Source organism: Geothrix sp., from assembly GCF_020622065.1.
Lineage (GTDB): Bacteria > Acidobacteriota > Holophagae > Holophagales > Holophagaceae > Geothrix.
Window position 1 is genome coordinate 285,148 of record NZ_JAHRYQ010000001.1, and the last position, 23,345, is coordinate 308,492.

General features: G+C 68.4%; 23 protein-coding genes. 12 read left to right on the forward strand and 11 right to left on the reverse strand.

What is annotated here, in order from left to right; translation table 11 throughout:
• The first annotated feature begins 73 nt into the window (after window positions 1-73).
• The 5 genes from QZ647_RS01435 to aat all read left to right on the forward strand — a co-directional run bounded on the left by QZ647_RS01435 (window position 74) and on the right by aat (window position 5,985).
• Entirely contained in the window at window positions 74-2,188 is a 2,115-nt protein-coding gene (locus QZ647_RS01435) for an oligopeptide transporter, OPT family (RefSeq protein ID WP_291270465.1), read from the forward strand.
• Between the two features lie 205 nt (window positions 2,189-2,393).
• Window positions 2,394-2,747: a PqqD family protein gene (locus QZ647_RS01440; RefSeq protein ID WP_291270466.1), complete on the forward strand. Its 354-nt coding sequence runs from the start codon at window positions 2,394-2,396 to the stop codon at window positions 2,745-2,747.
• A 19-nt stretch (window positions 2,748-2,766) separates the two neighbouring features.
• Window positions 2,767-3,084 (forward strand): ATP-dependent Clp protease adaptor ClpS, encoded by a 318-nt coding sequence (locus QZ647_RS01445; protein ID WP_286354129.1) that lies wholly within the window; start codon window positions 2,767-2,769, stop codon window positions 3,082-3,084.
• Window positions 3,077-5,326 (forward strand): AAA family ATPase, encoded by a 2,250-nt coding sequence (locus tag QZ647_RS01450; protein ID WP_291270467.1) that lies wholly within the window; start codon window positions 3,077-3,079, stop codon window positions 5,324-5,326. Before QZ647_RS01445 ends, QZ647_RS01450 begins: the two co-directional genes overlap by 8 nt.
• Window positions 5,308-5,985 (forward strand): leucyl/phenylalanyl-tRNA--protein transferase, encoded by a 678-nt coding sequence (gene aat / locus QZ647_RS01455; RefSeq protein ID WP_291270468.1) that lies wholly within the window; start codon window positions 5,308-5,310, stop codon window positions 5,983-5,985. Before QZ647_RS01450 ends, aat begins: the two co-directional genes overlap by 19 nt.
• 1 nt (window position 5,986) lies before the next feature.
• On the opposite strand, the gene ftsZ is transcribed toward aat, so the two are convergent.
• The 3 genes from ftsZ to QZ647_RS01470 all read right to left on the reverse strand — a co-directional run bounded on the left by ftsZ (window position 5,987) and on the right by QZ647_RS01470 (window position 9,387).
• Window positions 5,987-7,255: a cell division protein FtsZ gene (ftsZ, locus tag QZ647_RS01460; protein ID WP_291270469.1), complete on the reverse strand. Its 1,269-nt coding sequence runs from the start codon at window positions 7,253-7,255 to the stop codon at window positions 5,987-5,989.
• A 35-nt stretch (window positions 7,256-7,290) separates the two neighbouring features.
• Entirely contained in the window at window positions 7,291-8,505 is a 1,215-nt protein-coding gene (gene ftsA, locus QZ647_RS01465; protein ID WP_291270470.1) for a cell division protein FtsA, read from the reverse strand.
• 93 nt (window positions 8,506-8,598) lie between these two features.
• Window positions 8,599-9,387, reverse strand: coding sequence for an FtsQ-type POTRA domain-containing protein (locus tag QZ647_RS01470; protein WP_291270471.1), 789 nt, complete (start codon window positions 9,385-9,387; stop codon window positions 8,599-8,601).
• A gap of 82 nt (window positions 9,388-9,469) precedes the next feature.
• Here QZ647_RS01470 and QZ647_RS01475 point away from each other — a divergent pair, with 82 nt between their 5' ends.
• Window positions 9,470-10,717 carry an RNA polymerase sigma factor gene (locus QZ647_RS01475; RefSeq protein WP_291270472.1) on the forward strand — a complete coding sequence of 416 codons (1,248 nt, stop codon included), beginning with the start codon at window positions 9,470-9,472 and terminating at the stop codon, window positions 10,715-10,717.
• A gap of 81 nt (window positions 10,718-10,798) precedes the next feature.
• Complete coding sequence (locus QZ647_RS01480) at window positions 10,799-11,191, forward strand: YciI family protein (protein WP_291270473.1); 393 nt, start codon at window positions 10,799-10,801, stop codon at window positions 11,189-11,191.
• 85 nt (window positions 11,192-11,276) lie between these two features.
• Here the strand turns inward: QZ647_RS01480 and murB are convergent, their stop codons facing one another.
• Window positions 11,277-12,164 (reverse strand): UDP-N-acetylmuramate dehydrogenase, encoded by an 888-nt coding sequence (murB, locus tag QZ647_RS01485; RefSeq protein WP_291270474.1) that lies wholly within the window; start codon window positions 12,162-12,164, stop codon window positions 11,277-11,279.
• A 24-nt stretch (window positions 12,165-12,188) separates the two neighbouring features.
• Window positions 12,189-12,770, reverse strand: coding sequence for a TetR/AcrR family transcriptional regulator (locus QZ647_RS01490; RefSeq protein WP_291270475.1), 582 nt, complete (start codon window positions 12,768-12,770; stop codon window positions 12,189-12,191).
• Between the two features lie 89 nt (window positions 12,771-12,859).
• Between QZ647_RS01490 and QZ647_RS01495 the strand changes: the two genes are divergently transcribed.
• The 3 genes from QZ647_RS01495 (at window position 12,860) to QZ647_RS01505 (ending at window position 15,610) form a co-directional block, all read left to right on the forward strand.
• Entirely contained in the window at window positions 12,860-13,777 is a 918-nt protein-coding gene (locus QZ647_RS01495; RefSeq protein ID WP_291270476.1) for an oxidoreductase, read from the forward strand.
• Window positions 13,778-13,871: 94 nt separating this feature from the next.
• Complete coding sequence (locus tag QZ647_RS01500; RefSeq protein WP_291270477.1) at window positions 13,872-14,924, forward strand: MBL fold metallo-hydrolase; 1,053 nt, start codon at window positions 13,872-13,874, stop codon at window positions 14,922-14,924.
• Window positions 14,921-15,610 (forward strand): NAD(P)H-binding protein, encoded by a 690-nt coding sequence (locus QZ647_RS01505; RefSeq protein WP_291270478.1) that lies wholly within the window; start codon window positions 14,921-14,923, stop codon window positions 15,608-15,610. Before QZ647_RS01500 ends, QZ647_RS01505 begins: the two co-directional genes overlap by 4 nt.
• On the opposite strand, the gene QZ647_RS01510 is transcribed toward QZ647_RS01505, so the two are convergent.
• On the reverse strand, window positions 15,567-16,046 hold the full coding sequence (locus QZ647_RS01510) for a methylated-DNA--[protein]-cysteine S-methyltransferase (RefSeq protein ID WP_291270479.1): 480 nt from the start codon (window positions 16,044-16,046) through the stop codon (window positions 15,567-15,569). The two genes, QZ647_RS01505 and QZ647_RS01510, sit on opposite strands and share 44 nt — an antisense overlap.
• A gap of 17 nt (window positions 16,047-16,063) precedes the next feature.
• Between QZ647_RS01510 and ruvX the strand changes: the two genes are divergently transcribed.
• Window positions 16,064-16,501, forward strand: coding sequence for a Holliday junction resolvase RuvX (gene ruvX, locus QZ647_RS01515; RefSeq protein WP_291270480.1), 438 nt, complete (start codon window positions 16,064-16,066; stop codon window positions 16,499-16,501).
• Between the two features lie 144 nt (window positions 16,502-16,645).
• Here ruvX and QZ647_RS01520 read toward each other — a convergent pair whose 3' ends face one another.
• The 5 genes from QZ647_RS01520 to QZ647_RS01540 form a co-directional block, all read right to left on the reverse strand.
• Window positions 16,646-18,316: a M56 family metallopeptidase gene (locus QZ647_RS01520; protein WP_291270481.1), complete on the reverse strand. Its 1,671-nt coding sequence runs from the start codon at window positions 18,314-18,316 to the stop codon at window positions 16,646-16,648.
• Complete coding sequence (locus QZ647_RS01525; protein WP_291270482.1) at window positions 18,313-18,711, reverse strand: BlaI/MecI/CopY family transcriptional regulator; 399 nt, start codon at window positions 18,709-18,711, stop codon at window positions 18,313-18,315. The genes QZ647_RS01520 and QZ647_RS01525 overlap by 4 nt, the downstream gene beginning before the upstream one ends.
• 145 nt (window positions 18,712-18,856) lie before the next feature.
• Window positions 18,857-19,507 carry an ATP-binding cassette domain-containing protein gene (locus QZ647_RS01530; RefSeq protein ID WP_291270483.1) on the reverse strand — a complete coding sequence of 217 codons (651 nt, stop codon included), beginning with the start codon at window positions 19,505-19,507 and terminating at the stop codon, window positions 18,857-18,859.
• Window positions 19,504-20,730 (reverse strand): ABC transporter permease, encoded by a 1,227-nt coding sequence (locus QZ647_RS01535; protein WP_291270484.1) that lies wholly within the window; start codon window positions 20,728-20,730, stop codon window positions 19,504-19,506. The genes QZ647_RS01530 and QZ647_RS01535 overlap by 4 nt, the downstream gene beginning before the upstream one ends.
• A gap of 9 nt (window positions 20,731-20,739) precedes the next feature.
• Window positions 20,740-22,068 carry a PilZ domain-containing protein gene (locus QZ647_RS01540; protein WP_291270485.1) on the reverse strand — a complete coding sequence of 443 codons (1,329 nt, stop codon included), beginning with the start codon at window positions 22,066-22,068 and terminating at the stop codon, window positions 20,740-20,742.
• An 81-nt stretch (window positions 22,069-22,149) separates the two neighbouring features.
• Here QZ647_RS01540 and hflX point away from each other — a divergent pair, with 81 nt between their 5' ends.
• Window positions 22,150-23,340: a GTPase HflX gene (gene hflX, locus QZ647_RS01545; RefSeq protein ID WP_291270486.1), complete on the forward strand. Its 1,191-nt coding sequence runs from the start codon at window positions 22,150-22,152 to the stop codon at window positions 23,338-23,340.
• The last annotated feature ends 5 nt before the right edge of the window (window positions 23,341-23,345 follow it).

Here is a 23,345-nt window from a genome sequence, read left to right on the forward strand (position 1 = left end):
GATCGGATTCGGTATTAGACTATCCGCTACATCCGGCATTCTTCTTCCTCTTCGCGCCTTTTCAGGAGCACCGATGCAACCCTTTGTCCCCTCTGACCAGAACCTGCGGGAGTTCTCCCTGCGGGCGGTGCTCATCGGCCTCGTCATGGCCGTGGTGCTCGGTTCGGCCAATGCCTACCTCGGACTGAAGGCCGGCATGACCATCGCCGCCACCTACCCCGCGGCCGTCATCGGCATGGCCCTCATCAAGCTGATGAAGGGCACCATCCTGGAAGAGAACATGGCCCGCACCGTGGGCAGCATCGGTGAGTCCGTGGCCGCCGGCGCCATCTTCACCGTGCCCGCCTTCGTCATCAGCGGCATCTGGCCGAAGTTCTTCACGGCCGGCAACTATGTCACCAGCTCGCTCATCATGTTTGCGGGCGGCGTGCTCGGCATCATGTTCGTGGCCCTGCTCCGCCGCGTGATGGTCGAGGACGCCGAGCTGCCCTATCCCGAGAGCGTGGCGGCCGCCGAGATCCACAAGGCCGGCGCACGGGGCGGCAGCGGCACCAAGTTCCTCTTCGGCGCCATGGGCATCGGCGCCGCGGTCCAGGCCCTGGTCCAGATCTCCGTCTTCGCCAGCACCTGGGAGAAGTTCGCGGCCTTCAAGACCACCACCATCAACCTCGTGGGCACCTGGAAGGCCAAGGTGGCCGGCGGCATGCTGCTCAGCTCCCCCGGCATCAGCCCCGCCTACATGGGCGTGGGCTACATCATCGGACCCAAGCTCGGCGCCCTGAACTTCTCCGGCGGCATCATCGCCTGGGGCCTGCTGGTGCCCATCATCACCTACTTCCTGGCCCCGGGTGTCCTGCCTGAAGGTGCCCCCGAAGGCGACTGGATCGCCCTCTCGTACTCGGTCTGGAAGTTCATCGTCCGCCCCATCGCCATCGGCGGCATGCTCGTAGGCGCCGGCTTCACCCTCTTCAAGATGCGCAAGAGCCTCGCCACGGGCCTCACCCGCTCCGTCTCTGATGTGAAGAAGGCCGCCGCGGGCGACCATGTGGTGGACCGCGTCAACAAGGACCTGCCCTTCACCTATGTCCTGGGCGGCATCGGCTTCGCTGCGGCCGTCACCTTCCTGGTCACCTGGAAGATCTTCCATGTGGGTGGCCTGGTGTCCTTCGTCGCCGCGCTGGTGATGGTGATCCTGGGCTTCTTCTTCGCGGCCATCAGCGGCTACCTCGTCGGCATCATGGGTTCGAGCAACAATCCCATCTCGGGTCTGACGCTCACGGCCCTGGTCGTCACCGCCCTGGTGATGGTGATGCTGGGCGTGAAGGGCCAGGAGGGCGTCGCCGCTGTGCTGGGCGTGGCGGCCATCGTGTGCGTGAGCGCCGCCGTCGCCGGCGAAATGCTGCAGGATCTCAAGGCCGGTCACATCCTGGGCGGCACCCCCTGGCGCATGGAGATGGGCGACATCCTGGGTGTGGCGCTGGCCTCCGTGGTGCTGTTCATTCCCCTCATGGTGCTGCACGAAGGCGACATCACCGCCCAGGGCACCAAGCGCATCGCCGAGCTCACCGCCCAGCAGGTGCAGGTCGTCACCGCCCCGGACGGCAAGACCTACACCCTGGACCAGGTCAAGCAGCTGCCCGCGGACCAGAAGAAAGCCGTGCTCTCGCTGGACGCCGGTTTCGGCTCCAAGCAGCTGGCCGCGCCCCAGGCGGGCCTGATGGCCCTCCTCAGCCGCGGCATCGTGGAAGGCAAGATGGCCTGGCCACTCATCATCGTCGGCATGATGATGGGCCTCGCCTTCATTCTCATGCAGGTGAAGAGCCCCATGCTGGTGTCGGTGGGCATGTATCTGCCGCTGGAGACGACCTTCGCCATTTTCCTGGGCGGCCTCATCAAGGGCGCCGTGGAGATGTTCGGCGCCAAGCGCGGCCTGAATGAGGCACAGAAGGTGCGCGTGGAGAACAATGGCGTGCTGCTGGCCGCGGGCCTCATCGCGGGCGAGGCCCTCGTGGGACTTCTCTTCGCGTCCTTCGCCTTCTTCGAGGTGAAGTACAAGATCTTCGCCAACCCGGGCATGTTCTGGATCAGCCTGCTGATCCTGGCGGGCATTGCCATCTACCTGGTGAAGGTGCCCCTCGACAACGCCGGCGAAGCCGACGAGCCCGCGCCGCCCAGCGCGAACTTCTAGGTCGAAGTGAATCGAAGCGGGGCGCGGGCGACCGCGCCCCGCTTGTTTAGAGCGGTTCAACCACAGAGAGCGCAGGCCAAACCAACCCAAGCCTTATGGGGCCGGAGTCCTGAAATCCCCTTCGGATCTTCTCTATGAGTGCTCTGCGCCCCCCGCGGTTCCATGTTTTCCTGGCCATTGCCGGCCACCCACCGTTGCGTGATCCATGAACCCATTCCCCGATGAGACCTTCCTGGCCCTCGTGCCGGTGCCGTCCCTGGCCTCCGAGCCCGGCGAGGGCGGCAACCTGACCCTGATCCGCCCGAAGATCCTGTCCCCTCGATGGGCCTGGCTGCTGCGAATGATGAAGAAGCCCGCCTTCCGCGTGAAGCTGGATGCCCGGGGCACGGCTGTCTGGCAGGCCTGCGATGGCCGGCGCAGCGTGGCGGAGATCGCCCAGGCCGTAGCCGAGGCCTTTCCCGGAGAACCCGACACGACCTTGCGCACGGCCCTCTTCATCCGCGAGCTCGCCCGGGGCAAGTTCCTGAACCTGTTCCACCGGCCTGACCCGCTATCCTGATGCCCTGGAGGCATGCCCCATGGCCAGGCAGGTGAAGGAGGAGGGCCAGGTCCTCACCCGCAAGCGAGCGAAGCTGCGCGAGCCGGGGATGTGGAAGGTGCTGCTCCACAACGACGACTACACCACCCAGGAGTTCGTGGTCTGGCTGCTGAAGACGGTCTTCCACAAGGCGGAGCCGGAAGCCACCGCCATCATGCTGGCGGTCCATCAGGCAGGCGTGGGGGTTGCGGGAACCTACACCAAGGATGTGGCCGAGACCCGCGCCGAGCGGGGCCGTCAGCTGGCGGAACGCGAAGGATTCCCCCTGCTGCTGACCGTGGAGGCGGAAGATGCCTGACGCCCCGCAACTGAGTGCCGAACTGAACCAGGCCTTCCAGCGGGCCTTCGAGCTGGCCAAGGCCCGCCGCCACGAGGATGTGGCTCTGGAGCACCTGCTCCTGGCCCTGCTGGACGATGCGCATGCGGCCAAGGCCCTGAAGGGCTGCGGCGTGAAGCTGGACGCCCTGCGCCGGGACCTGGAATCGGTGCTGGAGCGGCAGTTCGAGTCCGTGCCCGGCGACGAGGCCATCCAACCCCACAGCACCCTGGGCTTCGTGCGGGTGGTGGAGCGGGCCCTGGTCCACGCCTTCAGCTCCGGCCGGCGCACGGTGCAGGGGGGTGAGCTGTTGCCGGCCTTCCTGGAGGAGGAGTCCAGCCCCGCGCGACACCTGATGGAAAAGCACGGCGTGCGGCGCCTGGCCCTGCTGAAGGTGCTGAGCCATGGGCCTGCGGCGCCGAAGGCTCCAGCCAAGAAGCAGGCGGCTCCAGAGGAGGAAGAGGAGGGGGGCGCCATCGCCGAGAATCCCCTGGAGGCCTATGCCACGGACCTCGTGGCCCGGGCCGCGGCGGGACGGCTGGATCCCCTGGTGGGTCGGGACGCGGAGATCACCCGCATGGCCCAGGTGCTCTGCCGGCGCCGCAAGAACAACCCGCTCCTGGTGGGCGAGCCCGGCGTGGGCAAGACAGCCATCGTGGAGGGCCTGGCACGCCGCATCCATGAGGGGGATGTCCCCGACCCCCTCAAGACCGCGCGCATCTTCTCCCTGGATCTGGGCGCCCTGCTGGCGGGCAGCCGCTACCGCGGCGATTTCGAAGAGCGGCTCAAGGCCGTGCTGAAGGCCCTGGACAACGAGCCCGGTGCGATCCTCTTCGTCGATGAGCTGCACACCCTGGTGGGCGCGGGCGCCACCAGCGGGGGCGCCATGGATGCGGCCAACCTGCTGAAGCCGGCCCTGGCTTCGGGGGACCTGCGCTGCATCGGCGCCACCACCTTCCAGGACCTGAAGGGCTCCCTGGATCGCGACAGGGCCCTGTCCCGCCGCTTCCAGGTGGTGGAGGTGAACGAGCCTTCCGCGGCGGATGCCCTGGCCATCCTGCAGGGCCTGAAAGCTTCCTACGAGGCGCACCATGGCGTGAGGTATTCGAAGGAAGCCCTGGAAGCCGCGGTGCGTCTGGCCTCCAAGCACCTGCCGGACCGCCGCCTCCCCGACAGCGCCCTCGATGTGGTGGACGAGGCCGGGGCCGCCCAGAAACTGCTGCCGAAGAAAGACCGGGTGAAGAAGGTGGGCCCGGCTGAGATCGAGGCCGTGGTGGCCCGCATGGCGCGCGTGCCCGTGGCATCCGTCAGTGCCGATGACCGCGAGGCCCTGGCGAATCTGGAGACCGTCCTCAAGGGCCAGATCTTCGGCCAGGACCAGGCCTGCGAAACGGTGGCCAGCGCCATCAAGCTCGCGCGCTCAGGCCTGCGCGATCCCCTGAAGCCCATGGGTTGCTTCCTCTTCGCCGGCCCCACGGGCGTGGGCAAGACGGAACTCTCCAAGCAGCTGGCCAGGGCCCTGGGCATCGCCTTCCTGCGCTTCGACATGAGCGAGTACCAGGAGAAGCATGCCGTGGCCCGGCTCATCGGCGCGCCACCGGGCTATGTGGGCTACGAGGAGGGCGGCCTGCTCACGGACGCCGTGCGCAAACAGCCCCATGCCGTGCTGCTGCTGGATGAGCTGGAGAAGGCCCACCCGGATCTCTTCGGCGTGCTGCTGCAGGTGATGGACCACGCCACGCTCACGGACAGCCATGGCCGCAGTGCGGATTTCCGGCATACAGTGATCGTGATGACCACCAATGTCGGCGCCCGCGAGCTGTCGGCCCGTCAGGTGGGCTTCGCCGAGGCGGGCGCACGGCGCTCGGCCACCGGCACCCTCGAAAAAGCCTTCAGCCCCGAGTTCCGCAACCGTCTGGACGCCATCCTCCAGTTCGCGCCCCTGGGCCGGCCGGACATGGAGCGTGTGGCGGACAAGCACCTGCGGGAATTGGAGACTCAGCTCACCGAGAAGGGCGTCGCCCTCACCTGTACCCCTAAAGCCCGGGTCTGGTTGGCGGAGAAGGGCTACGACCCGGCCTTCGGCGCCCGCCCCATGGCCCGGCTCATCGAGCGCGAGCTGCGCCGCCCCCTGGCGGAGGCCATCCTCTTCGGGCCTCTGGTCAAGGGCGGCAAAGCCAAGGTGGACCTCAAGGACGGCCGGCTGTGCCTGTCTTTCGGCTGACGAAGGCCCTGGTCTTCCCAGATCCGGAGCTGGCGGAGGACGGGCTGCTGGCCATCGGCGGCGACCTCAGCGCGGAGCGCCTGCTGCTGGCCTACCGCAGCGGCATCTTCCCCTGGTACGGCGAGGACGATCCCCTGCTCTGGTGGTCGCCACCGGAGCGGGCCCTGCTGCGGCCCGGCCACCTGCACCTGTCGGCCCGGACCCGGCGAAGCCTGCGCCACCGCCCCTTCGAGATCCGCTTCGATGCGGCTTTCGCGCAGGTCATCGGCCACTGCTCCCAGGTGCCGCGACCCGGCCAGGACGGCACCTGGATCACGCCGGAGATGCGCGAAGCCTATGGGGCCTTGCATCGCGCAGGCCACGCCCACAGCGTGGAGGCCTGGCGGGACGGCGAACTGAAGGGTGGCCTCTATGGCGTGTCGTTGGGTGGCGCGTTCTTCGGGGAGAGCATGTTCAGCCTCGAGCCCGAGGCCAGCCGGGCGGCCCTCCAGGCCCTGGAGGCGCGGCTCGCGGCCTGGGGTTTCACGCTGATCGATGGCCAGCTGCCCCACGAGGGGCTGATGGGCTATGGCTTCCAGTCGGTGCCGCGCAGCCTGTTCCTGGCGGAGCTGGCGGAGGCGTTGCGCCTGGAGAGCCGCGTGGGGAGCTGGTCCGCCTGACCTACTCGATGGGCAACCGCCCCTGGCCCAGCCGGATGATGGCGGGGACATGGAGGTCGTCGTTGCCGCCGGGCAGCTCGCCGCTGGGGGTGGGGGCCTGAGGCAGGAGGCGGGTGGGGGTGGGGCCCTGCTGCTCACCGGCCGGCACTTCGCCATAGACACGGCCGCTGACCACCGTCGTGGGCAGGGGCTGGCTGATGGCTGCCACGGAGGCGATGGGGGCGTAGGCCGCGCTGGGCACGCCCTCTGCGGTACCGCTCAGGTGCAGGCTGTTCCGGCGTTCCTCCAGGAGCTGCTCCTCCTGGTCGAACCCGCTGGCCAGCACGGTGACCAGCACGCGGTCCTCCATGCCCTCGCCTTCCACGGTGCAGGCCTTGATGTCGGGCCGGCCGCTGTAGTGATCCTGCAGGTAGTGCATGGCCGTCTCGATGGCCGAGGCCTCCATCACTTCCCAGTCGGCGGTGATGGAGACCATCACATTGGCGGCGGCGCCGCTCTGGGCGCGCTCCAGCAGGGGGCAGGCCAGGGCCTTGCGCAGGGCGTCCATGACGGCCTCTTCGCCGCGGCCCGCGCCGGTGCCGATGAGGGCCTCACCTCCGTTGCGGAGGACGGCTTCCACATCCGCGAAATCGCCGTTGATGATGCCGGGCTTGAGGATGAGATCCGCGATGCCCCGCACGCCCTGGATGAGCACGCCGTCGGCCACGCGGAAGGCCTCCTTCATGGTGACGCGCGCGTCGCAGACGCTCTTCAGCCGCTCGTTGCTGACGACGATGACGGTATCGGCCGTATCGCGCAGGTTGGCCAGGCCGGAGAGGGCCAGGTCACCCTTCTTGCGGCCTTCCCAGGCGAAGGGCGTGAGCACCACGGCCACGGTGAGGGCGCCCAGTTCGCGGGCGTAGCTGGCCAGCACGGGAGCCGCTCCGGTGCCCGTGCCGCCGCCCATGCCGGCCGTGATGAAGATCATGTCGGCGCCCTGGAGGGCCGCCAGCACTTCCTCCCGGCTTTCCTCGGCCGCCACACCGCCGCGCTCGGCGCTGCCGCCCGCGCCCAGGCCGCGGCTGCTCTGGGGTCCCAGGGGCAGCTTCAGGTGGGCCTTGCTCTGGGCGAGGCTCTGCTGGTCGGTGTTCATGGCGATGAACTGCACGCCGGTGACACCGCTGTCGATCATGCGGTTGATGGCGTTGCAGCCCGCGCCGCCCACGCCGATCACCTTGATGTTGGCGCCGGGCAAGCTGTGGGGGCAGGGAAGGAAGGGGGTCTCAGACATCGGGGCTCCCGAATGGGACATCGCAAAAACGGGGTTCAAAACATCTTCTTGAATCGGCCGAGGAAACCATCGCCCCGGTCCTGCTTGCCGCGGGTTTCGCTCATGTCCCGGGCCAGGGCCTTCACGGCGCCCAGGGCGTTCACGAAATAGGGGTTGCCGGTGGCCTGGGGCAGGCCGGTGACGCCCAGGATGCGGCCCAGCACGACGCGGGGGCGGCCCAGGAGGGTCTGGGCCAGGATCGCCAGGTGCGTCAGCAGCGCACCGCCGCCCACCAGGTGCACGCCGCCGTGGATCTCGTGCATCAGCCCCGTGCGGCCCATCTCGGCCAGCACCAGGTTGAGCAGCTCCGCGGCGCGGGCCTGGAGGACCTCGGCGATCTCGCGGCGGGAGACCAGGCGGCCCTCCTCCTCGAGTTCGACAGATTCCTCCGCGGGCACCTGGTTCGGCAGCACGGTGCCGAAGCGGATCTTGATGCGCTCGGAAGCGGCGATGCCGCCCAGGTGCTTGGTGATCTCCAGGTCGCGGGTGAAGTGCATGCCGCCGATGGGGATCACGGCGGAATGGAACAGGGTGCCGTGGAGGAAGATGCCCAGGTGGGTGAGGTGCTCGCCGATGTCGACGACCACCGCACCGTTCTCACGGTCCTCGCGGCTCAGGATGGCCTCGGCGCTGGCCAGGGGCGAGTACATCAGCTCGGCACCGTGGAGACCGGCGTTCTTGAGCGCCAGCTGGATGTTCATGATCACGGGGCTCGGGGCCACGATGATGCGGACCTCGGCCTCCAGCGATTCGCCGAACATGTTCACGGGATTGCGGATGTCGCGCTGGCCCTTGATGTGGAACATCTGCGGGATGCGGTGGAGGACCAGCTCCTCCTTGGCGAGCTTGCAGCCGTTGGTGGCCTGTTCCAGCACGCGGTCGCGGTCCCCGGCGGTGATGATCTTGTCGCCGCTGGAGATGGTGATGGAGTCCCGGAGGTTCTCGCCCTTGAACTGGATGCCGTCCACGGCCACACGGATGCCGTCGACCTTGGTCTGGCCGGCGGTGCTCATGGCCTCCTCCACGGCCCGCACGATGGCGCGGGTGCAGAGATCCATGTCGGTGATCTGGCCCTGGGTGAAGCCGCCCTGGGGCGAGGCCTGGCCGGTCCCGGTCACATTGAGGGTCCCGTCTTCCTCCTGGACGGCGACCACCGCCACCACTTTGCTTGCACCGAGGTCGAGCCCGAGAAGAACGGCACGCTGAGGCATGAAGATCCTTTTCCTTGCTCTAGGTGTACACCAGTTCTGCGTCCGGTTCGAGTCTTTGCGCGCGGAAAAAACGCCGCTTTCTTCCGCTGCAGGTCAGCGCGGGGTCTTGGCCGGGGCGGGGGCCTCTTCCGGCTCGCCCACGGCCACCTCGTCGTCCCAGCGAAGATCGATGTACCGGAGGCGGGCCAGATCCGGGCGCTGGGAGAGGCGGTCTACGAACAGTCCCTGGAAATTGGGAACATTTTTCGTCACATCCTGACGGGAAAGATAGATCGGTGCCGGAAGGCCCTCGATGTAGGCCACAGGCCCCTTGGGGCTCCATCGCAGCTCGATGACCCGTTCATAAAAGCCCTGCTGCTTTTCCCGCAAAGCCCGGGCAGCACTCACGAGCCGGGCCAACCCCTGATCCGTCTGGCTGGCGGCATCCACCACCACGGGAATGGGGCTTAAGTTGGCTTGATTCACCCGATCGAGCAGGATTCCATCGTCCGACACGAGGAACACCCCGTTGCTCCGCACCAGCCAGAGGACGGGCCGGCGTTCCTCCACCACGAGGCTCAGGCGGTCCGGGGGGTCCTTGCGGATCTGCAGGCCGCGCACCCAGCGCTTGGCCTCGATGCGGGACCGCAGCTCCTCGGCATCCACCCAGAAGAGGGGTTTGCCCAGCACCAGCTGTTCGGCGAGCTTCTGGACCTCCCCCTGGCGCTCGCCCCGGCAGCCGCTCACGCTCACCTGCTCAATGACGAGCTTCTGGAGCCCCAGGTACCGCGTCGCCAGCTCCAGCAGACCCCAGCCCGCCGCCCCCAGCACCACCACGGTGATCCCAGCCCGGGCCCAGGGGAGCCAGGGCCGCTTGGGGCGGGTGCGGGGAAGCATGGACATGAGGGTCAGTTTACCGCCTGAAGGCGATGATCCGGAGGGCCGGGAAGCTTCCTTTATCCTCTACGGAGCAGAAGGGAGCCCCATGGCCTCGACCGCCCCCGGAGGCATTCCGGATCTTCTCGATTCCATCTTCCGTTCGGAGTCGCGCCGCATCCTGGCCTCCCTGATCCGACTGCTCGGGGATTTCGACCTGGCCGAAGACGGCATGCACGATGCCTTCGCGGCCGCACTGGAAGTGTGGCCCCGGGACGGCGTGCCCGATCGCCCCCGTGCCTGGCTGGTGTCCACGGGGCGCTTCAAGGCGATCGACCGCCTGCGGCGGACCGCACGCCTCAACACCTCACTTGAAACCCTGGCGGAGCCGCCCGACGAGAGCCCGCCGGACTGGGTGGAGGAGGAAGGTGTCGAAGATGACCGTCTGCGGCTCATCTTCATCTGCTGTCATCCGGCCCTGCCCCCGGAAGCCTGTACCGCGCTGACCCTCCGGGAAGTGTGCGGCCTGACGACCGAGGCCATCGCGCGGGCCTTCCTCACCGCCCCATCCACGCTGGCGCAACGGATCGTCCGGGCCAAGGCGAAGATCCGTGACGCGGGCATTCCCTATGACATCCCGGGCCGGACCGAATGGCCGGACCGGCTGGACGCGGTGCTGAAGGTCATCTACCTGGTGTTCAACGAAGGTTACTCCGCCTCCTCGGGGGAGACGCTGACGCGTCCAGACCTCTCAGGTGAGGCGATCCGCCTGGGACGGCTGCTCCTTGAATTACTGCCAGAGGCAGAGGTGATGGGCCTCCTCGCCCTCATGCTGCTGCATGAATCCCGCAGGGTCGCGCGGGTCTCATCGGAGGGGGATTTGGTGCTGCTGGAGGACCAGGACCGCTCCCTGTGGGATCGAGCCTTGATCGTCGAAGGGAAGGCCCTGGTGGAACGGGCCTTGGCGTCCCATCGAGTGGGCTCCTACACGCTTCAGGCCGCCATTGCCGCCGTCCACGCCGAGGCCACCGGAGCCTCGGCCACGGACTGGGCCCAGATCATCGGGTTGTACACGCTCTTGGCCCGGGTTGCGCCTTCCCCCGTGGTGGACCTCAACCGGGCGGTGGCCGTGGCCATGCGGGACGGTCCCCAGGCCGGGCTGGACCTCGTCGACACCCTTCTGGCGCGCCGCGAGTTGGAGGGATACCACCTGGTGCACTCCGTTCGCGCGGACCTCTGCCGCCGCCTGGGGAGGATGGAAGAGGCGCTCGTCTCCTACCGCCAGGCCCTTGAGCAGGTCCAGCAGGGGCCCGAGCGGCGGTTCCTCGAGCGGCGGGTGGCCGAGCTTCAAAAATAAATGGAAGCCCCCTGTCGAAAGGGCCCCTGCCCGAACGACCAGGGAATGAAGGCGGTCAGATCGACCCCCATAGGAGCCACCATGAAATACATCTGCTTCGGGTACCTCGATGTCCAGCACTGGACGACCCTCTCCCAAAGCGAGCAGAACGCCATGATCGACGCGTGTTGCGCCTACGATGAGGGCCTGAAAAAAGATGGTCACTGGGCCGGCGGGGAGGGGCTGCAGGGCCCGGAGACCGCCACCATGGTGCGTTACGAGAAGGGCAAGGTGTCCGTGACGGACGGCCCCTACGCCGAGACCAAGGAACTGCTGGGCGGCCTTCTGATGCTGGAGGCCAGGGACCTCAACCACGCCATCCATCTGATCTCGAACCACCCGGGCCTGAAGATGGGGCCCTGGGAGATCCGGCCGGCGGCGGACCTGACCCAGATGATCCGCGACAGCGAGCTCCGGCGTTCCGCATCCAAGTAGACAGACCATGCCTGAAGGAACCCTCCAGCCTGCGCCGGGGTTCATCAGCGCGGGCTGGAGGGCGCCCAGGGTTGATGCCCTGGACTCAGCCGCGCCAGATCTCCACTTCGGGTTCCAGATCCACGCCGTGGACCTCCCGTACCTTCGTCCGGACCTGCGCCATCAGTTCCGCGAACTCGGCGGCGGTGGCGTGGCCGTGGTTCACCAGGAAGTTGGCATGCTCGGGGCTCACCTCGGCATCCCCGATGCGCAGCCCTTTGAGGCCCGCCTGGTCGATGAGGCGGCCGGCGCTCAGGCCCGGCGGGTTCTTGAAGATGCAGCCGGCGTTGCGCTTCGAGAGGGGCTGGCTGGTGCCGCGCTTCCCGCGGTACTCCGCCACCTGGGCGCGGATCGCGGTCGGATCGCCCTCCGCGAGTGCGGCCGTGGCCGACAGCACCACGCGCCCGCCGGTGAGGAAGCTCCAGCGGTAGCTGAACTCGCCTGGATCCGGGGCCTTTTCCACCAGGTCGCCTTCGGGCGTGAGGAAGCGGTAGCACGACAGCACCTCCACCCATTCGCGGCCGTAGGCCCCCGCATTCATGCGGATGGCGCCGCCCAGGGAACCCGGGATGCCGCTGGCGAACTCCAGCCCTGAGAGGCCCGCCGCCGCAGCGGCCTCGGCCAGGGCGATGTGGCCGTGGCTGGCGGGGGCGGTGAGGCGCGTACCCTCGCGGCGGATCTCTTTCGGAAAGGCCAATCGGAGCACCGGCAGGTCGAGGTCGCCCAGCACCACGAGATTCGAGCCGCCGCCGAGCACGCGCCAGGGCAGGCCCTCCCGGAGGCAGGCGCGGACAAAGGCCTGGGCCTCGGCTTCCGTGGTCGGCTCGAAGAGCCAGCGGCAGAGACCCCCCACTCCCAGCGTGGTGAGGCGCGCAAACGGCACATCCCGGCGATGCGGGACTTTCAACAGGTCATCAGGCAGGGGGCGCGTCATCAGGTTCAGTATGGACGACCGGCTTCAGGCACCGGCCTTTGGAACGGGCCGGAGGGAGGCCAGCACCATCTCCAGCAATCCGTCGATCATGGCGCGGAGTTCCTCGGGGCTCGTGGCGGATTCCTTGAAGCCGTGGACGGCGCGCGTGAGGACGCGTGCGATCTGCTCGGGCGGGAGGGCCCGGGCGGGCGCCGTCGCGCCCAGGGGCGCGAGGATGGTCACCAGATCGGTCTCGAAGGCGGCAATGGCCTGGTCGATGGCCTCCTTGGCGAAGGCCAGGCCGGCATGGATGGGCTCTCCGGCTTCCCGGGATGCGGCGAGCAGGCCGAAGGGCCGCACGGCCCAGAGCTCGAAGGCGAAGCGGAGTTGTTCCTCGGGGGTGGGGTGCGCCGCGAGGCCCTGGCGGATCTCTCCCAGGGTCCGGGCGACATGGGCGTGGAGCACGGCCTCGAAGAGCTCCTCCTTGTTGCAGAAGAGCAGGTAGAGGGCAGGTCGGGACACGCCCGCGGCCGAGGCGATGTCGCCCATGGTGGTCCGGCGGAATCCGAAGCGAAGGAAGACGGATTCAGCGGCTTCCAGGATCCGGGTCTTCTTCTCGTTTCCCATGAAAACAGGATTGACAAATTTTGTCCGAATGTCAATCATGGCTCATTGACACTATTCGTCACAATGTCAGACGAAGCCCGGAGAGCGACATGGCGCGAGAAGACTGGAACTGGTCGCAGGTCCCTGATCAAACCGGCCGGGTGGCCGTGGTCACCGGGGCCACCTCCGGCACCGGCTATGAGGCCGCCCGGATGCTGGCGGCCTGCCGGGCCACAGTGATCCTGGCCTGCCGGGACCTGCCCAAAGCCGAGGCCACAGCGCGCCACATCGTGGCGCTCCATCCGGGTGCCCGGGTGGAGATCCAGGCCCTGGACTTGGCCTCCCTGGCCTCCGTGCGGAAGGCGGTCACCGAGATCCTGGAGCGGTTCGACCGGCTGGACCTGCTCCTCAACAATGCCGGCGTCATGGTCCCGCCCTATGGGAGGACCGAAGACGGTTTCGAGACCCAGATCGGCACGAACCACTTTGGCCCCTTCGCCTTCACGGGACTGCTCTTGGAGCGCCTGATGGCCAGCCCGGGGTCCCGCGTGGTGACCATGAGCAGCGGCGCCCATCGCGCAGGGCGCATCTACGCCGACGACATGCATTTCGACGGCGGCTACCGGGCCTGGGCGGCCTATGGCCAGTCGAAACTGGCCAACCTGCTCTTCACCTACGAGCTGCAACGCCGGCTGGCGACGGCGGGATCGAACACGCTCTCCGTGGCAGCCCATCCAGGCTGGGCCCGCACCGAGCTTCAACGCCACGCAGGCTGGATCCGCGGGCTGCGGGCCCTGGGACTGGAGGCGTTGCTGAGCCAGGATGCCTTCGGCGGGGCCCAGCCCTTGCTGCGTGCGGCCACGGATCCGGCCGTGAGGGGCGGTGATTACTTCGGCCCCTCGCGCTTCCGGGAGATGAAGGGGGCACCCGTGCGGGTGGAGTCCAACGCCCTCTCCCGCGACGAAGGGCTTCAGCGCTGGATGTGGCGACGCTCCGAGCAGAGCACGGGGGTGGTTTATCCCGTCTAGAACGGGCCTCGCCGGGGCCCTGCTGCTGGCGGCTCTCGCGGTCGGCGGCCGGTGGGCCGCCGGTTCCTCTCTCGACCAGATCCGGAGTCCTCGCATGGAACGATCCCCACAGTGGCGCGACGGGCGCTTCCGCAATCCCCAACCCCTCTGGAACGACACCTGGGGAGCGCTCGGCAGCCTCCTGGGCCGAGATGGGAACTCGACCCCCAGGGAACCCCTTCCAGTGATTCATCCCACCCGGGGCGGCCTGGAGACAGAGTCACCCGGGGGCCTCCAGGCCACCTGGCTGGGCCATTCCACGGTGTATCTGGAGGTGGATGGCACGCGCGTCCTCACCGATCCCGTGTGGGGTCGACGGGCCTCGCCCGTGGGCTGGGCTGGGCCGCGCCGCTTCTATGCCCCCCTCATCCCCCTGGAGGAGGTGCCCGTGCCTCAGGTGGTGGCCATCTCTCACGACCACTACGACCACCTGGACGAGGGTACCCTGCGCCGCCTGAAGGACTGGGACACGCGCTTCGTGGTGCCCCTGGGTGTCGGCGCGCGGCTGGTGCGCTGGGGCGTGCCGGAGGCCCGCATCACGGAGCTGGACTGGTGGCAGTCGAAACGGGTGGGCGGTCTGGAAGTCGTCCTGGTGCCGGCGCGGCACGCCTCGGGCCGGGGCCTGCGGGACAAGGACCGGACCCTGTGGGGCGGCTTCGCCTTCCTGGGTGCCCGGCACCGGGTCTACTTCTCGGGCGACACGGGCATGTTCCCGGGCCTGGCTGACATCGGACAGCGCCTGGGCCCCTTCGACCTCACGATGATCGAGGCCGGTGCCTACAACCCGGCTTGGCCCGACTGGCACCTGGGCCCCGAACAGGCCGTGGCGGCCCACGGGATGGTGCGGGGCCGCGTGCTCCTGCCCATCCACTGGGGCCTCTTCGACCTGGCCGCCCATGGCTGGACCGAACCCGTGGAGCGGGTGCTGGCGGCGGCGGGCCAGGTCGGTGCCACGGTGGCGCTGCCCCGCCCCGGCGAGGGCTTCGAGCCCGAGGCGCCGCCCCTCCAGCGCTGGTGGCCCGCGCTGCCCTGGAAGACCGGGGCGGAAGTTCCCATCCGTGCCACGCTGGACGGTCGACCGGCCGCATTCCAGGGAGGTCTCCCATGAAGATCCTGCTCTTCGGCGCCACGGGCATGATCGGCCAGGGCGTGCTGCGCGAGTGCCTGCGGGACCCGCAGGTCGCGGAAGTCGTGGCCCTCGTGCGGAAGCCCTCTGGACAGATGCACGCCAAGCTGCGGGAGATCGTCCACGGGGACTTCTTCGACTACGGCCCCATCGAGCGGGAGCTGGCGGGGTTCGACGCCTGCTTCTTCTGCCTGGGCGTGTCCGCGGCGGGGCTGGGCGAAGCCGACTACAGCCGCCTAACCCACGACCTGACGCTGGCTGCGGCGACGATGCTGGCCCGGCTCAACCCGTCCATGGTCTTCGTCTATGTGTCCGGGGCCGGGACGGACAGCACGGAGCAGGGCCGCACCATGTGGGCCCGGGTGAAGGGGCGGACGGAGAACGACCTGCGGCGCCTGCCCTTCCGGGCCGTCCACCTCGCCCGGCCCGGTCTCATCCAGCCCCTGCACGGCATCCGGTCTCGGACGGGCTGGTACCAGGCCATCTACACCGTAATGGGCCCCTGCTTCCCGCTGCTGCGGTGGCTGTTTCCGAAGGCCATCATCACCACCGAGGAGCTGGGCCGGGCCATGCTCCGCATGGTGCGGGACGGGGCGCCCACGGCGATTCTCGAGGCCGCTGACCTCATTGCCCTGGGGGCCGTTCCAGGGCCAGCAGCCGCGCCTTGACCTCCGGCGACCCGAAGGCGCTCCAACCGCCGGGGCCGTCCGCGGCCACCACGCGGTGGCAGGGCACGAGGATCAGCACAGGGTTCGCCTTCACGGCCTGACCCACGGCCCGGGCCGCGCCGGGGCGGCCCGCCAGCAGGGCCACCTCGCCGTAGGTGAGCGTCTGGCCCGGCGCCGTGGCGCGCAGCACCTCGGCCACCCGGCGCTGGAAGGGGGTGAGACCCGAGAGGTCCAGGTGGATGTTCGGAAGGTCCTGTGGGCTCCCCGCCAGATGCACCATGAGCCGGCGCATGGCCTCCAGGACCCAGGCCGGGGCCTCCCGGGCCTCTTCGCGGTCGAGGGCATCCGTGAAGCGCACCAGGCAGATGCCCTCCGCCGTCCAGGCCAGGCGGAGCCGGCCCAGGGCCGTGGCGAAGGTGAGGGAACGGACGGGCATCGGGCTAGGATGGCAGGATGCGCTGGCTCGCCATCGACCACGGCACGAAGAAGATCGGCCTCGCCTTCTCGGACGAGCTAGAGATTCTGTCCTCGCCCTTCGAGGTGTGGCTCCAGGAGCAGGATCGCACCCTCGACCGCCTGGCCCGGTTGTGCCGGGAGGAGGGCGTGCAGGCCCTGTGTATAGGCCTGCCCCGCCACAAAGACGGCGCCGAAAGCGCCACCGCGCCCGCGGCCCGGGCCTTCGGAGAAGCCCTGGCTGCCCGCACAGGCCTGCCCCTGCGCTTCGTGAACGAGCACCTCAGCAGCGCCGAGGCCGAGCGCCTGCTGCGGGAGCGGGGTGTGAAGGCCGAGAAGCGCAAGCTCCTGCTGGATGCCGCGGCGGCTGCCGTGATCTTGAGCGAGCTGCTGGAGGAGCGGCGGGGCAAGGGGATTCCGGCGGATCGATTGGATTGAGGCCACCGGAGGCGTGTGTCAGGCTCCGTCAGCGCCTCAGCAGCCCTTTGGGTTCGTTCGCCCAGAAGGAAGGGGATGCAAGGGATGGGAAGATGCCCTCTTCATCCCCTTCCTCCTGGCTCCGCCGGTTGGCCTTCCAAGGTCCTACTGCGCTTCTGCCTGAAGCTTCCGGATGCGCGCTTCAAGCTCTGGCAGCGTGAGCCCTTCGAAGATCGCATCGACTTTTGGACCTGCGAAGGTATCCGACGCTCGATCGAAACCCATCACGACTTCTTTCACATCGACACTGGTGGCCACACTCTTTGCCGTCGTCAGCAACTGGTCGAGAAAGCCAGGGCTCACCTGCCGGGCATGAAGGTCGAAGCAAATTTGGCCATCCTTCAGCGTGTGCTTGGTCACCCGGAAGTTCTGCAGGTCGGTGCCAGCCGGTGCCTGGTAGGGGGCCTCGCCGAATTTTTCCGCCAGGCGATTCAGGGCAATCTGGACTTCTTCGGGTTTGGCTCCCGTGAGATCGATGTCCACCCGCGGTCCGACGACCCTCTCATCGCGGCTGTCCCAGGTTTCACTTCCGATGTAGGGCCCTCGGGCACGGGCCACTTGTTCAAAGACCTTCCAGACCTGGTTCAGGGGCATCTGATCGGCCTTGATGTCCAGGAGTTGGGTGTACGGGATGTCTTTTCCCTGGGGATCCTTGGCATTCCTGGAATGGATGTAGAGGGCGGCGTTTTCGTTGCCCACCTTCCCACCCGACGGGAGCATGCGCCATTTGGGAATGGCGAGGGGAACCGTTGGTGTTGGTTCTGGCGCCTGGGCTGCCAATCGGAGACCGGATACCAGAAGCAGCGCCAGAACTGCCATGGCACCGAAAGCCGGCGCGCTGGATGTCCGGCGTGGAGGTAGAAGAAGATGAGAAATGCGTTCCATGAGCGAGCCTCCGTGGGCTGCAGGTGCGGGTTCGAGGGGAACGCGGCCGAGGCCGCGGAGTTCCAAAGTTGTGAGCGCCTCGGCCAGGGGAAGGGAATCCCCCACCAGGTGAGCGGCGAAGGTGTCGCAGGCGAGTTCCCGTTCTGCGCGGATTCTGCGGGAAAGCCACCAGACACCGGGGTGATAGAACAGCACGACTTCCAGCAGGGACTGCAGAAGGTTGACGGCGTAGTCATGGCGCAGCACATGGGCCAGTTCGTGGGCGAGCAGGGCTTCCAAATGGGCCGGTGGCAGGTTCAGGAACCAGCCCGCAGGCACGAGGATGGCTGGACGGAGAATGCCGACCACGCTCGGGCCGACGAGCCCCTCGCAGATGAGCAGCGTCACAGCCCGCTTCAGACCCGCACGGCGGCAAAGATCCAACAGTCGACCTTGCAGAGCATCCGGTGCCAACTCTGAGTGGCGCCAACGCAAGCGCTGGAGCCAGGCCCAGCCGCCCGCCAAACGCAGCAGGCTGACGAACACTCCCATGGCCCAAACCGCCACCACCCAAGGCATCGCCCGCTCGAGACTCCTGGCCATACGCGTCCGCAGGGCGGGAACCGGGGCGGGAACGACTTGGCTGAGGGCCGGCCCCTCAGGCTTTGGATGGCCCTGGACGAGGAGGACCGACGAGGTGCTCGAGGGGAGCGGCACCAGATGGCGGAGAGGAAGCCCCGTCATCAGCAGGAGAGCCAGAACGGCCACGGCGTAGCGCAGGCGGGGTGAAGCGCCGCGCAATTGGCGCAACACCAGGGCCGCGGCCAGGGCCACGAGCGTTCCTTCCCAAAGGGAATGCAGAATCGCCCATCCCACCATCGGGAGCCAGGAGGCGTGCAGGAGACCGTTCATGACCGGCTCCGGCGCGCTTCATTCAGCAGGCTCTGGATGGCGTCCAGTTCAGCGGGGCTGGTCTGCCCCGCCTTCAGGGCGTGGACCAGCAATTCGCTGGCCGACCCGGCGAAGGCCTTCGCCATGAGGTCGGATACCAGCTGCCCCTTGGTCTGTCCTTCCGCCACCGCAGCCCGGTACACATGGCTGCGTTCAGAGTCGTCCCGGTTGACCAAACCCTTCTCCAACATCACCTGCACGGCTTTGAGGACCGTGGTGTAGCCCAGGTCGCGTTCCTGGGACAACGCCTCGTGCAGCTGGCGTACGGTGGAAGGGCCCTTCGCCCAGAGCAGGCGGAGGACCGATAGCTCGGCATCGGTGGGGATGGGAAGGCCTTCGGAAGGATGGGTGGGCATGGGTGCTCCTGAACTACGGTGATCATCGTACGGCGATTGCCGTGATAGTCAACGGCAATCGCCGTACTTTGTAAAATATTTATACAAATGGTTATTTATCAAATATTTAAACGAACATTATTGACCCGACCATCCGGGTTGGAGCCTACCCCAACCGCACGGTCCGCATGCATCGCTCGGCAAGGCCCGGGTTGTGGGTGACCAGCAGGGTGGTGGGGCGCAGCTCCGCATGGAGGCTCAGGAGGAAGCCGAAGACCTCCTCGGCGGTGGCGGGGTCGAGATTTCCGGTGGGTTCGTCCAGCAGCCAGAGGGCGGGCTTGCGCACCAGGGCGCGGGCCAGGCCGGCGCGGGCGGCCTGGCCGCCGGAAAGCTGGCCGGGCAGGCGCTCGCCGAGATCCCCCAGGCCCACGGTGGCCAGGAGTTGTCCGATCCAGGCCTCGCCGCCACCGGAGACTTCGCCCTCGATGAGCAGGGGCATGCGCAGGTTTTCCCGCACGGTGAATTCAGGCAGCAGGTGGGGTTGCTGGAAGGCCAGGCCCACGCGGCGGCGGCGGTAGAGGGCGCGGGTCTCGGCGCCCTCGGGCACGGGATCCCCGCCGATCACGATGCTGCCCCCCTCCCAGTGATCCAGCCCGGCCACGCAGTTCAGCAGGGTGGTCTTGCCCACGCCGGAGACGCCGACGACGGCGCAGAGGCTGCCGGCCTCCACCTCGAGGTCGAAGCCGTCGAAGACCGGATGCGCGTTGCCGGGGTAGGTCTTGTGCAGGCCTTGAATGGAAAGGGGCTGTCCGATCATTCCGCCCTCAGCGCATCGACGGGGTCCAGGGCGGCGGCCTTCTTGGCCGGGTAGCGGGCCGCCAGCCAGGAGACCAGCAGGGGGAAGACGGCCACCAGCAGCAGGTCCACCAGCTTGAGCCGGAAGGGCATGTAGGTGATGAAGTCGTAGACGGCGGCCGGGAGCTTCAGCAGGCGGAAGTGGTCGAGGATCAGGCAGAGTGGCACGCTGATGCCCAGGCCCCAGGCCGTGCCGACGACGCCGATGCGCAGCCCCTGCAGCTCGAAGAGCCGCTGGATCTGCTTCGGCGTGGCACCCAGGGCCAGCAGCACCCCCAGGTCGCGGCGCTTCTCGGTCACCAGGAGGACGAGCGAGGCGACGATGTTGAAGGCGGCCACCAGCACGATGAGGCTGAGGATGGCGGCGAAAGCCCATTTCTCCACCGTGAGGGCGGCGAAGAGGGACTTGTTTGATTCGCGCAAGTCTGTGGCGTGATAGGCGGGGCCGAGGGTCTCCAACACCCGGGGCTTCACCTCCGCGATGGCGTCGATGCTCTGGGCGCGGACCTCGATCATCTCGGCGCGGCCCTCGGAGCGGGCGATGCGCATGGCATCGCCGAGGTGGATGAAGGCCCAGGCCTTGTCGTACTCGGAGCTGTGGCTGTGGAAGGTGCCGGCCACGCGGAAGGCAGCCACCTTGGGCTGTTGGCCGCCCAGCCCCAGCTCCAGGCGGAAGAAGGCCAGGGCCACGGTGTCGCCGACCTTCAGGCCGAGCCGCTGGGCCAGCTCCTTGCCGACGACGATCTCGCCCTCCTTCAGCTGCTCGATGGGGACGGGCTGCATGGAGTCGAAGATGCTGGAGGTGCCGTGGGCCGTGGCAGGATCCACGGCCTTCACCACGACGGCTTCGGGCGGCACCTCGCTATCCGTGCGGCGCAGCAGGCCCTTTTCCAGGCGAATGGGCGAGGCGGCCTGCACGCCGGGGATGGCGCGGACGGTCTTCAGGGCGCCTTCGGTATCCGGGATGTCGCCGGCCAGGTGGAACACGGTGAAGTGGGCCGTGGCGCTGAAGAGCGTGGCCTGGATCTCCTCGCGGAACCCGTTCATCACGGCCAGGGTCACCACCATGGCGAAGACGCCCAGGGCCGTGCCGCCGCGGGCGAAGCGCACCATGGTGCGCACGAAGGCCCCCTTGCGGTGGGTCTTGAGGTAGCGCTCAGCGACGGTGCGTTCGAACAAGGCCATGCGACCAGACTAGCCGATGCCCAGGTGCTCCTCGATCATGCGGCGGAAATCCAGGTCCAGGGCGTAGGGCTTCACGAGGATCTGGGCCACCCCGGTCTCCTGGGCGCCCAGCACCAGGTCCGCATCCACCGAGGCCTCGGCCAGGATCACGGGGGGCATGTCCTCTTCCATGCGGTGCTTCAGCAGGGAGGCCAGGCCCAGGCCCTGCACCTCGGCCACGCCGCCGTCCACCAGCACCAGGTTCAGGCCGGGGCGGTCCAGGTGGTCCAGGAGGTCCGTGAGGGTGGCCGCGCAGAGGACACGGCCGTAGCCGTCCTCGGTGAGGAAGGCCGCCAGCTGGTCCCGGTCAGGCCCCTCGGGCATGGCCAGGAGGATGCCCCGGGTCCGCTTTTTCACGCGGAGGAGGGCTTGGGAGCGCTCATCGATGGGTGCGACCGGAGCGGCAGGGGGAGGCGGCTCGGGGGTGGCGAGGGCTGCCGGGGGCGGCGCAGGGGAGGGCGCTGGGGCAGCCGCTGGGGCGGCCGCGGGAGCCGCTTCAGGCTCCTTCTTCGGGGCGGGCCGGGGGTGGATGGGCTCTTCCGCCTCCCGGTCGGCCTCGGGCTGGCGGCGGGCCTTGGGGGGGACGCTGGTGGGGATGGCGGTGGTCCGGCTGGCCACCAGGGCCCGCACGGGGGCCAGGAGGGACTCCTTCCCGGACTCGAAGGCGATCCCCACGAGCAGGCCCTGGTTGCTGGCGTCCACATAGGCCACGGTGCCGGCCAGCTCGATGGTGGGGCACTTGGGCAGCTTGGAGAGCTTGACCAGCATGAGGGGCTGGCCCACGGGCATCAGGTTCGGTCCCAGGTGCATTTTCCGCTGGGTCTTGACCTCCATGGCCCGGTCCACGCGGACGCACACCCCGGTCTCGCTGATGTTCTCGACGCTGCCGTTGATGCCCACGCCATCGAAGAGACCGGTGAGCACGGTGGCCGTGGCGCCTTCCCGGGCGTTCAGGCGGGCCCGGGGCTTCTTCCGCCGCTCGGCCAGGCTGATGGCGGCGGGAAGCTCCAGGGCCGCCGAGCCCGGCTTCATCTCCAGGAGGCGGCCCACCGCCTTGAAGCGCAGGCCATCCAGCACGAAGAGAAGGTTCAGGTTCACGCCCTTGTCGGCCATCAGAGGGCCCTGGAGGTTCAGGCCAACCCGCTCCTCGGACACGGAGGCGAGGGTGGCCGACACGCTCCGCCCATTGCCGTCCATCAGGGTGATCGCCGTCCGCACCCGCTGGGCTTCTTCCAGGTAGGCGAGGACCACCTCGGATCCCTCCGACGGCTTGGATTTTTTCAGCCCGAACATGGCCATGCAGACTCGGCTCCCGCTTCTCTGCATCGTCCAGAGTGGCGGGGGCTTGATTATTGCCGCCCGGCACGGCAGCTTTGCCTCATGACCGAATCCCTCCCGCGCTGTCTGCTCATCGCCCGCCAGGGCCCCGAGGACCGGGAGGACCGCATCGAGGACCACCTGCTGGAGCTGGCGGAACTGGCCCGCAGCTGCGGTTTCGAGGTCTGGGCCCGGCGGCGGCTGAAGCGCCCCCAGATCGCCTCGAGGACCTTCTACGGCTCGGGGCAGCTGGAGGCCCTGGCGGATGAGGCGGCCCGCCAGGGGGTGCGCCACCTCATCTGCGACGACGAATTGAGCGGCAGCCAGGTCAACGCCATCGAGAAGCTCACGAACCTCATCTGTCTGGATCGCACGGGTCTCATTCTCAGCATCTTCGAGCAGCGGGCCCAGACTCGGGAGGCCAAGGCCCAGGTCGAGCTGGCCCGGTGCGAATACGAGCTGCCCCGCCTCAAGGGGGCCTGGACCCACCTGGAGCGCCAGGGCGGCGGCGTGGGTCTGCGCGGCGGCCCCGGCGAGACCCAGATCGAAGTGGACCGCCGCATGATCCGCACCCGCATCAGCCAGCTCAAGCGGGAGCTGGCCCACCTGGAACAGGTGCGGAAGACCCAGCGGGAGGGGCGGCCCAAGGGCATGCCCCGCGTGGCCCTGGTGGGCTACACCAACGCCGGGAAGACCAGCCTGCTGAAAGCCCTGACCGGGGAGGGCGAGCCCCGGGACCTGCTCTTCGCCACCCTGGACACCACCACCCGCAAGGCCTGGCTGGGCCAGGACTTCGACCCCGAGACCGGCGAGGGCGACGCCGAGCCCAAGCACTGCCTGGTGGCCGACACCGTGGGCTTCATCCGCAAGCTGCCCCACCAGCTGGTGGCGGCCTTCCGCAGCACCCTGGGCGAAGTCCGCACCGCCGACGCCCTGCTGGTGGTGGCCGATGCCGCCCACCCGGACCTGGAGGATCACCTCAAGGTCGTGGGGGCCACCCTGCGCGAGATCGGCTGCGAGCCCGAGGACATCGGGGCCCAGCCCCGGCTCCTGGTGCTGAACCAGGTGGATCGCCTCCACCGCCCCCAGAAGCTGGAGCTGAAGAAGCGCCACCCCGGCGCAATCCAGACCTGCGCCCTCCAGGGCGCCGGAATCGGGGAGATCCGGGGCTGGCTCCGGGAGCTCATTCCCGGCCCCCCCAAACCCCGGACCCTGGAAGCCTGGGAACTGCCCGAGCCCGTTCCCGCTCCCTAAGGGGG

What these genes read in the sequence shown, in the direction of transcription:
- QZ647_RS01435 (WP_291270465.1), top strand. Translation starts at nt 74, where the DNA reads ATGCAACCCTTTGTCCCCTCTGACCAGAACCTGCGGGAGTTCTCCCTG.
- QZ647_RS01440 (WP_291270466.1), top strand. Translation starts at nt 2,394, where the DNA reads ATGAACCCATTCCCCGATGAGACCTTCCTGGCCCTCGTGCCGGTGCCG.
- QZ647_RS01445 (WP_286354129.1), top strand. Translation starts at nt 2,767, where the DNA reads ATGGCCAGGCAGGTGAAGGAGGAGGGCCAGGTCCTCACCCGCAAGCGA.
- QZ647_RS01450 (WP_291270467.1), top strand. Translation starts at nt 3,077, where the DNA reads ATGCCTGACGCCCCGCAACTGAGTGCCGAACTGAACCAGGCCTTCCAG.
- ftsZ (WP_291270469.1), bottom strand. Translation starts at nt 7,255, where the DNA reads ATGTCTGAGACCCCCTTCCTTCCCTGCCCCCACAGCTTGCCCGGCGCC.
- ftsA (WP_291270470.1), bottom strand. Translation starts at nt 8,505, where the DNA reads ATGCCTCAGCGTGCCGTTCTTCTCGGGCTCGACCTCGGTGCAAGCAAA.
- QZ647_RS01470 (WP_291270471.1), bottom strand. Translation starts at nt 9,387, where the DNA reads ATGTCCATGCTTCCCCGCACCCGCCCCAAGCGGCCCTGGCTCCCCTGG.
- QZ647_RS01475 (WP_291270472.1), top strand. Translation starts at nt 9,470, where the DNA reads ATGGCCTCGACCGCCCCCGGAGGCATTCCGGATCTTCTCGATTCCATC.
- QZ647_RS01480 (WP_291270473.1), top strand. Translation starts at nt 10,799, where the DNA reads ATGAAATACATCTGCTTCGGGTACCTCGATGTCCAGCACTGGACGACC.
- murB (WP_291270474.1), bottom strand. Translation starts at nt 12,164, where the DNA reads ATGACGCGCCCCCTGCCTGATGACCTGTTGAAAGTCCCGCATCGCCGG.
- QZ647_RS01490 (WP_291270475.1), bottom strand. Translation starts at nt 12,770, where the DNA reads ATGGGAAACGAGAAGAAGACCCGGATCCTGGAAGCCGCTGAATCCGTC.
- QZ647_RS01495 (WP_291270476.1), top strand. Translation starts at nt 12,860, where the DNA reads ATGGCGCGAGAAGACTGGAACTGGTCGCAGGTCCCTGATCAAACCGGC.
- QZ647_RS01500 (WP_291270477.1), top strand. Translation starts at nt 13,872, where the DNA reads ATGGAACGATCCCCACAGTGGCGCGACGGGCGCTTCCGCAATCCCCAA.
- QZ647_RS01505 (WP_291270478.1), top strand. Translation starts at nt 14,921, where the DNA reads ATGAAGATCCTGCTCTTCGGCGCCACGGGCATGATCGGCCAGGGCGTG.
- QZ647_RS01510 (WP_291270479.1), bottom strand. Translation starts at nt 16,046, where the DNA reads ATGCCCGTCCGTTCCCTCACCTTCGCCACGGCCCTGGGCCGGCTCCGC.
- ruvX (WP_291270480.1), top strand. Translation starts at nt 16,064, where the DNA reads ATGCGCTGGCTCGCCATCGACCACGGCACGAAGAAGATCGGCCTCGCC.
- QZ647_RS01520 (WP_291270481.1), bottom strand. Translation starts at nt 18,316, where the DNA reads ATGAACGGTCTCCTGCACGCCTCCTGGCTCCCGATGGTGGGATGGGCG.
- QZ647_RS01525 (WP_291270482.1), bottom strand. Translation starts at nt 18,711, where the DNA reads ATGCCCACCCATCCTTCCGAAGGCCTTCCCATCCCCACCGATGCCGAG.
- QZ647_RS01530 (WP_291270483.1), bottom strand. Translation starts at nt 19,507, where the DNA reads ATGATCGGACAGCCCCTTTCCATTCAAGGCCTGCACAAGACCTACCCC.
- QZ647_RS01535 (WP_291270484.1), bottom strand. Translation starts at nt 20,730, where the DNA reads ATGGCCTTGTTCGAACGCACCGTCGCTGAGCGCTACCTCAAGACCCAC.
- QZ647_RS01540 (WP_291270485.1), bottom strand. Translation starts at nt 22,068, where the DNA reads ATGGCCATGTTCGGGCTGAAAAAATCCAAGCCGTCGGAGGGATCCGAG.
- hflX (WP_291270486.1), top strand. Translation starts at nt 22,150, where the DNA reads ATGACCGAATCCCTCCCGCGCTGTCTGCTCATCGCCCGCCAGGGCCCC.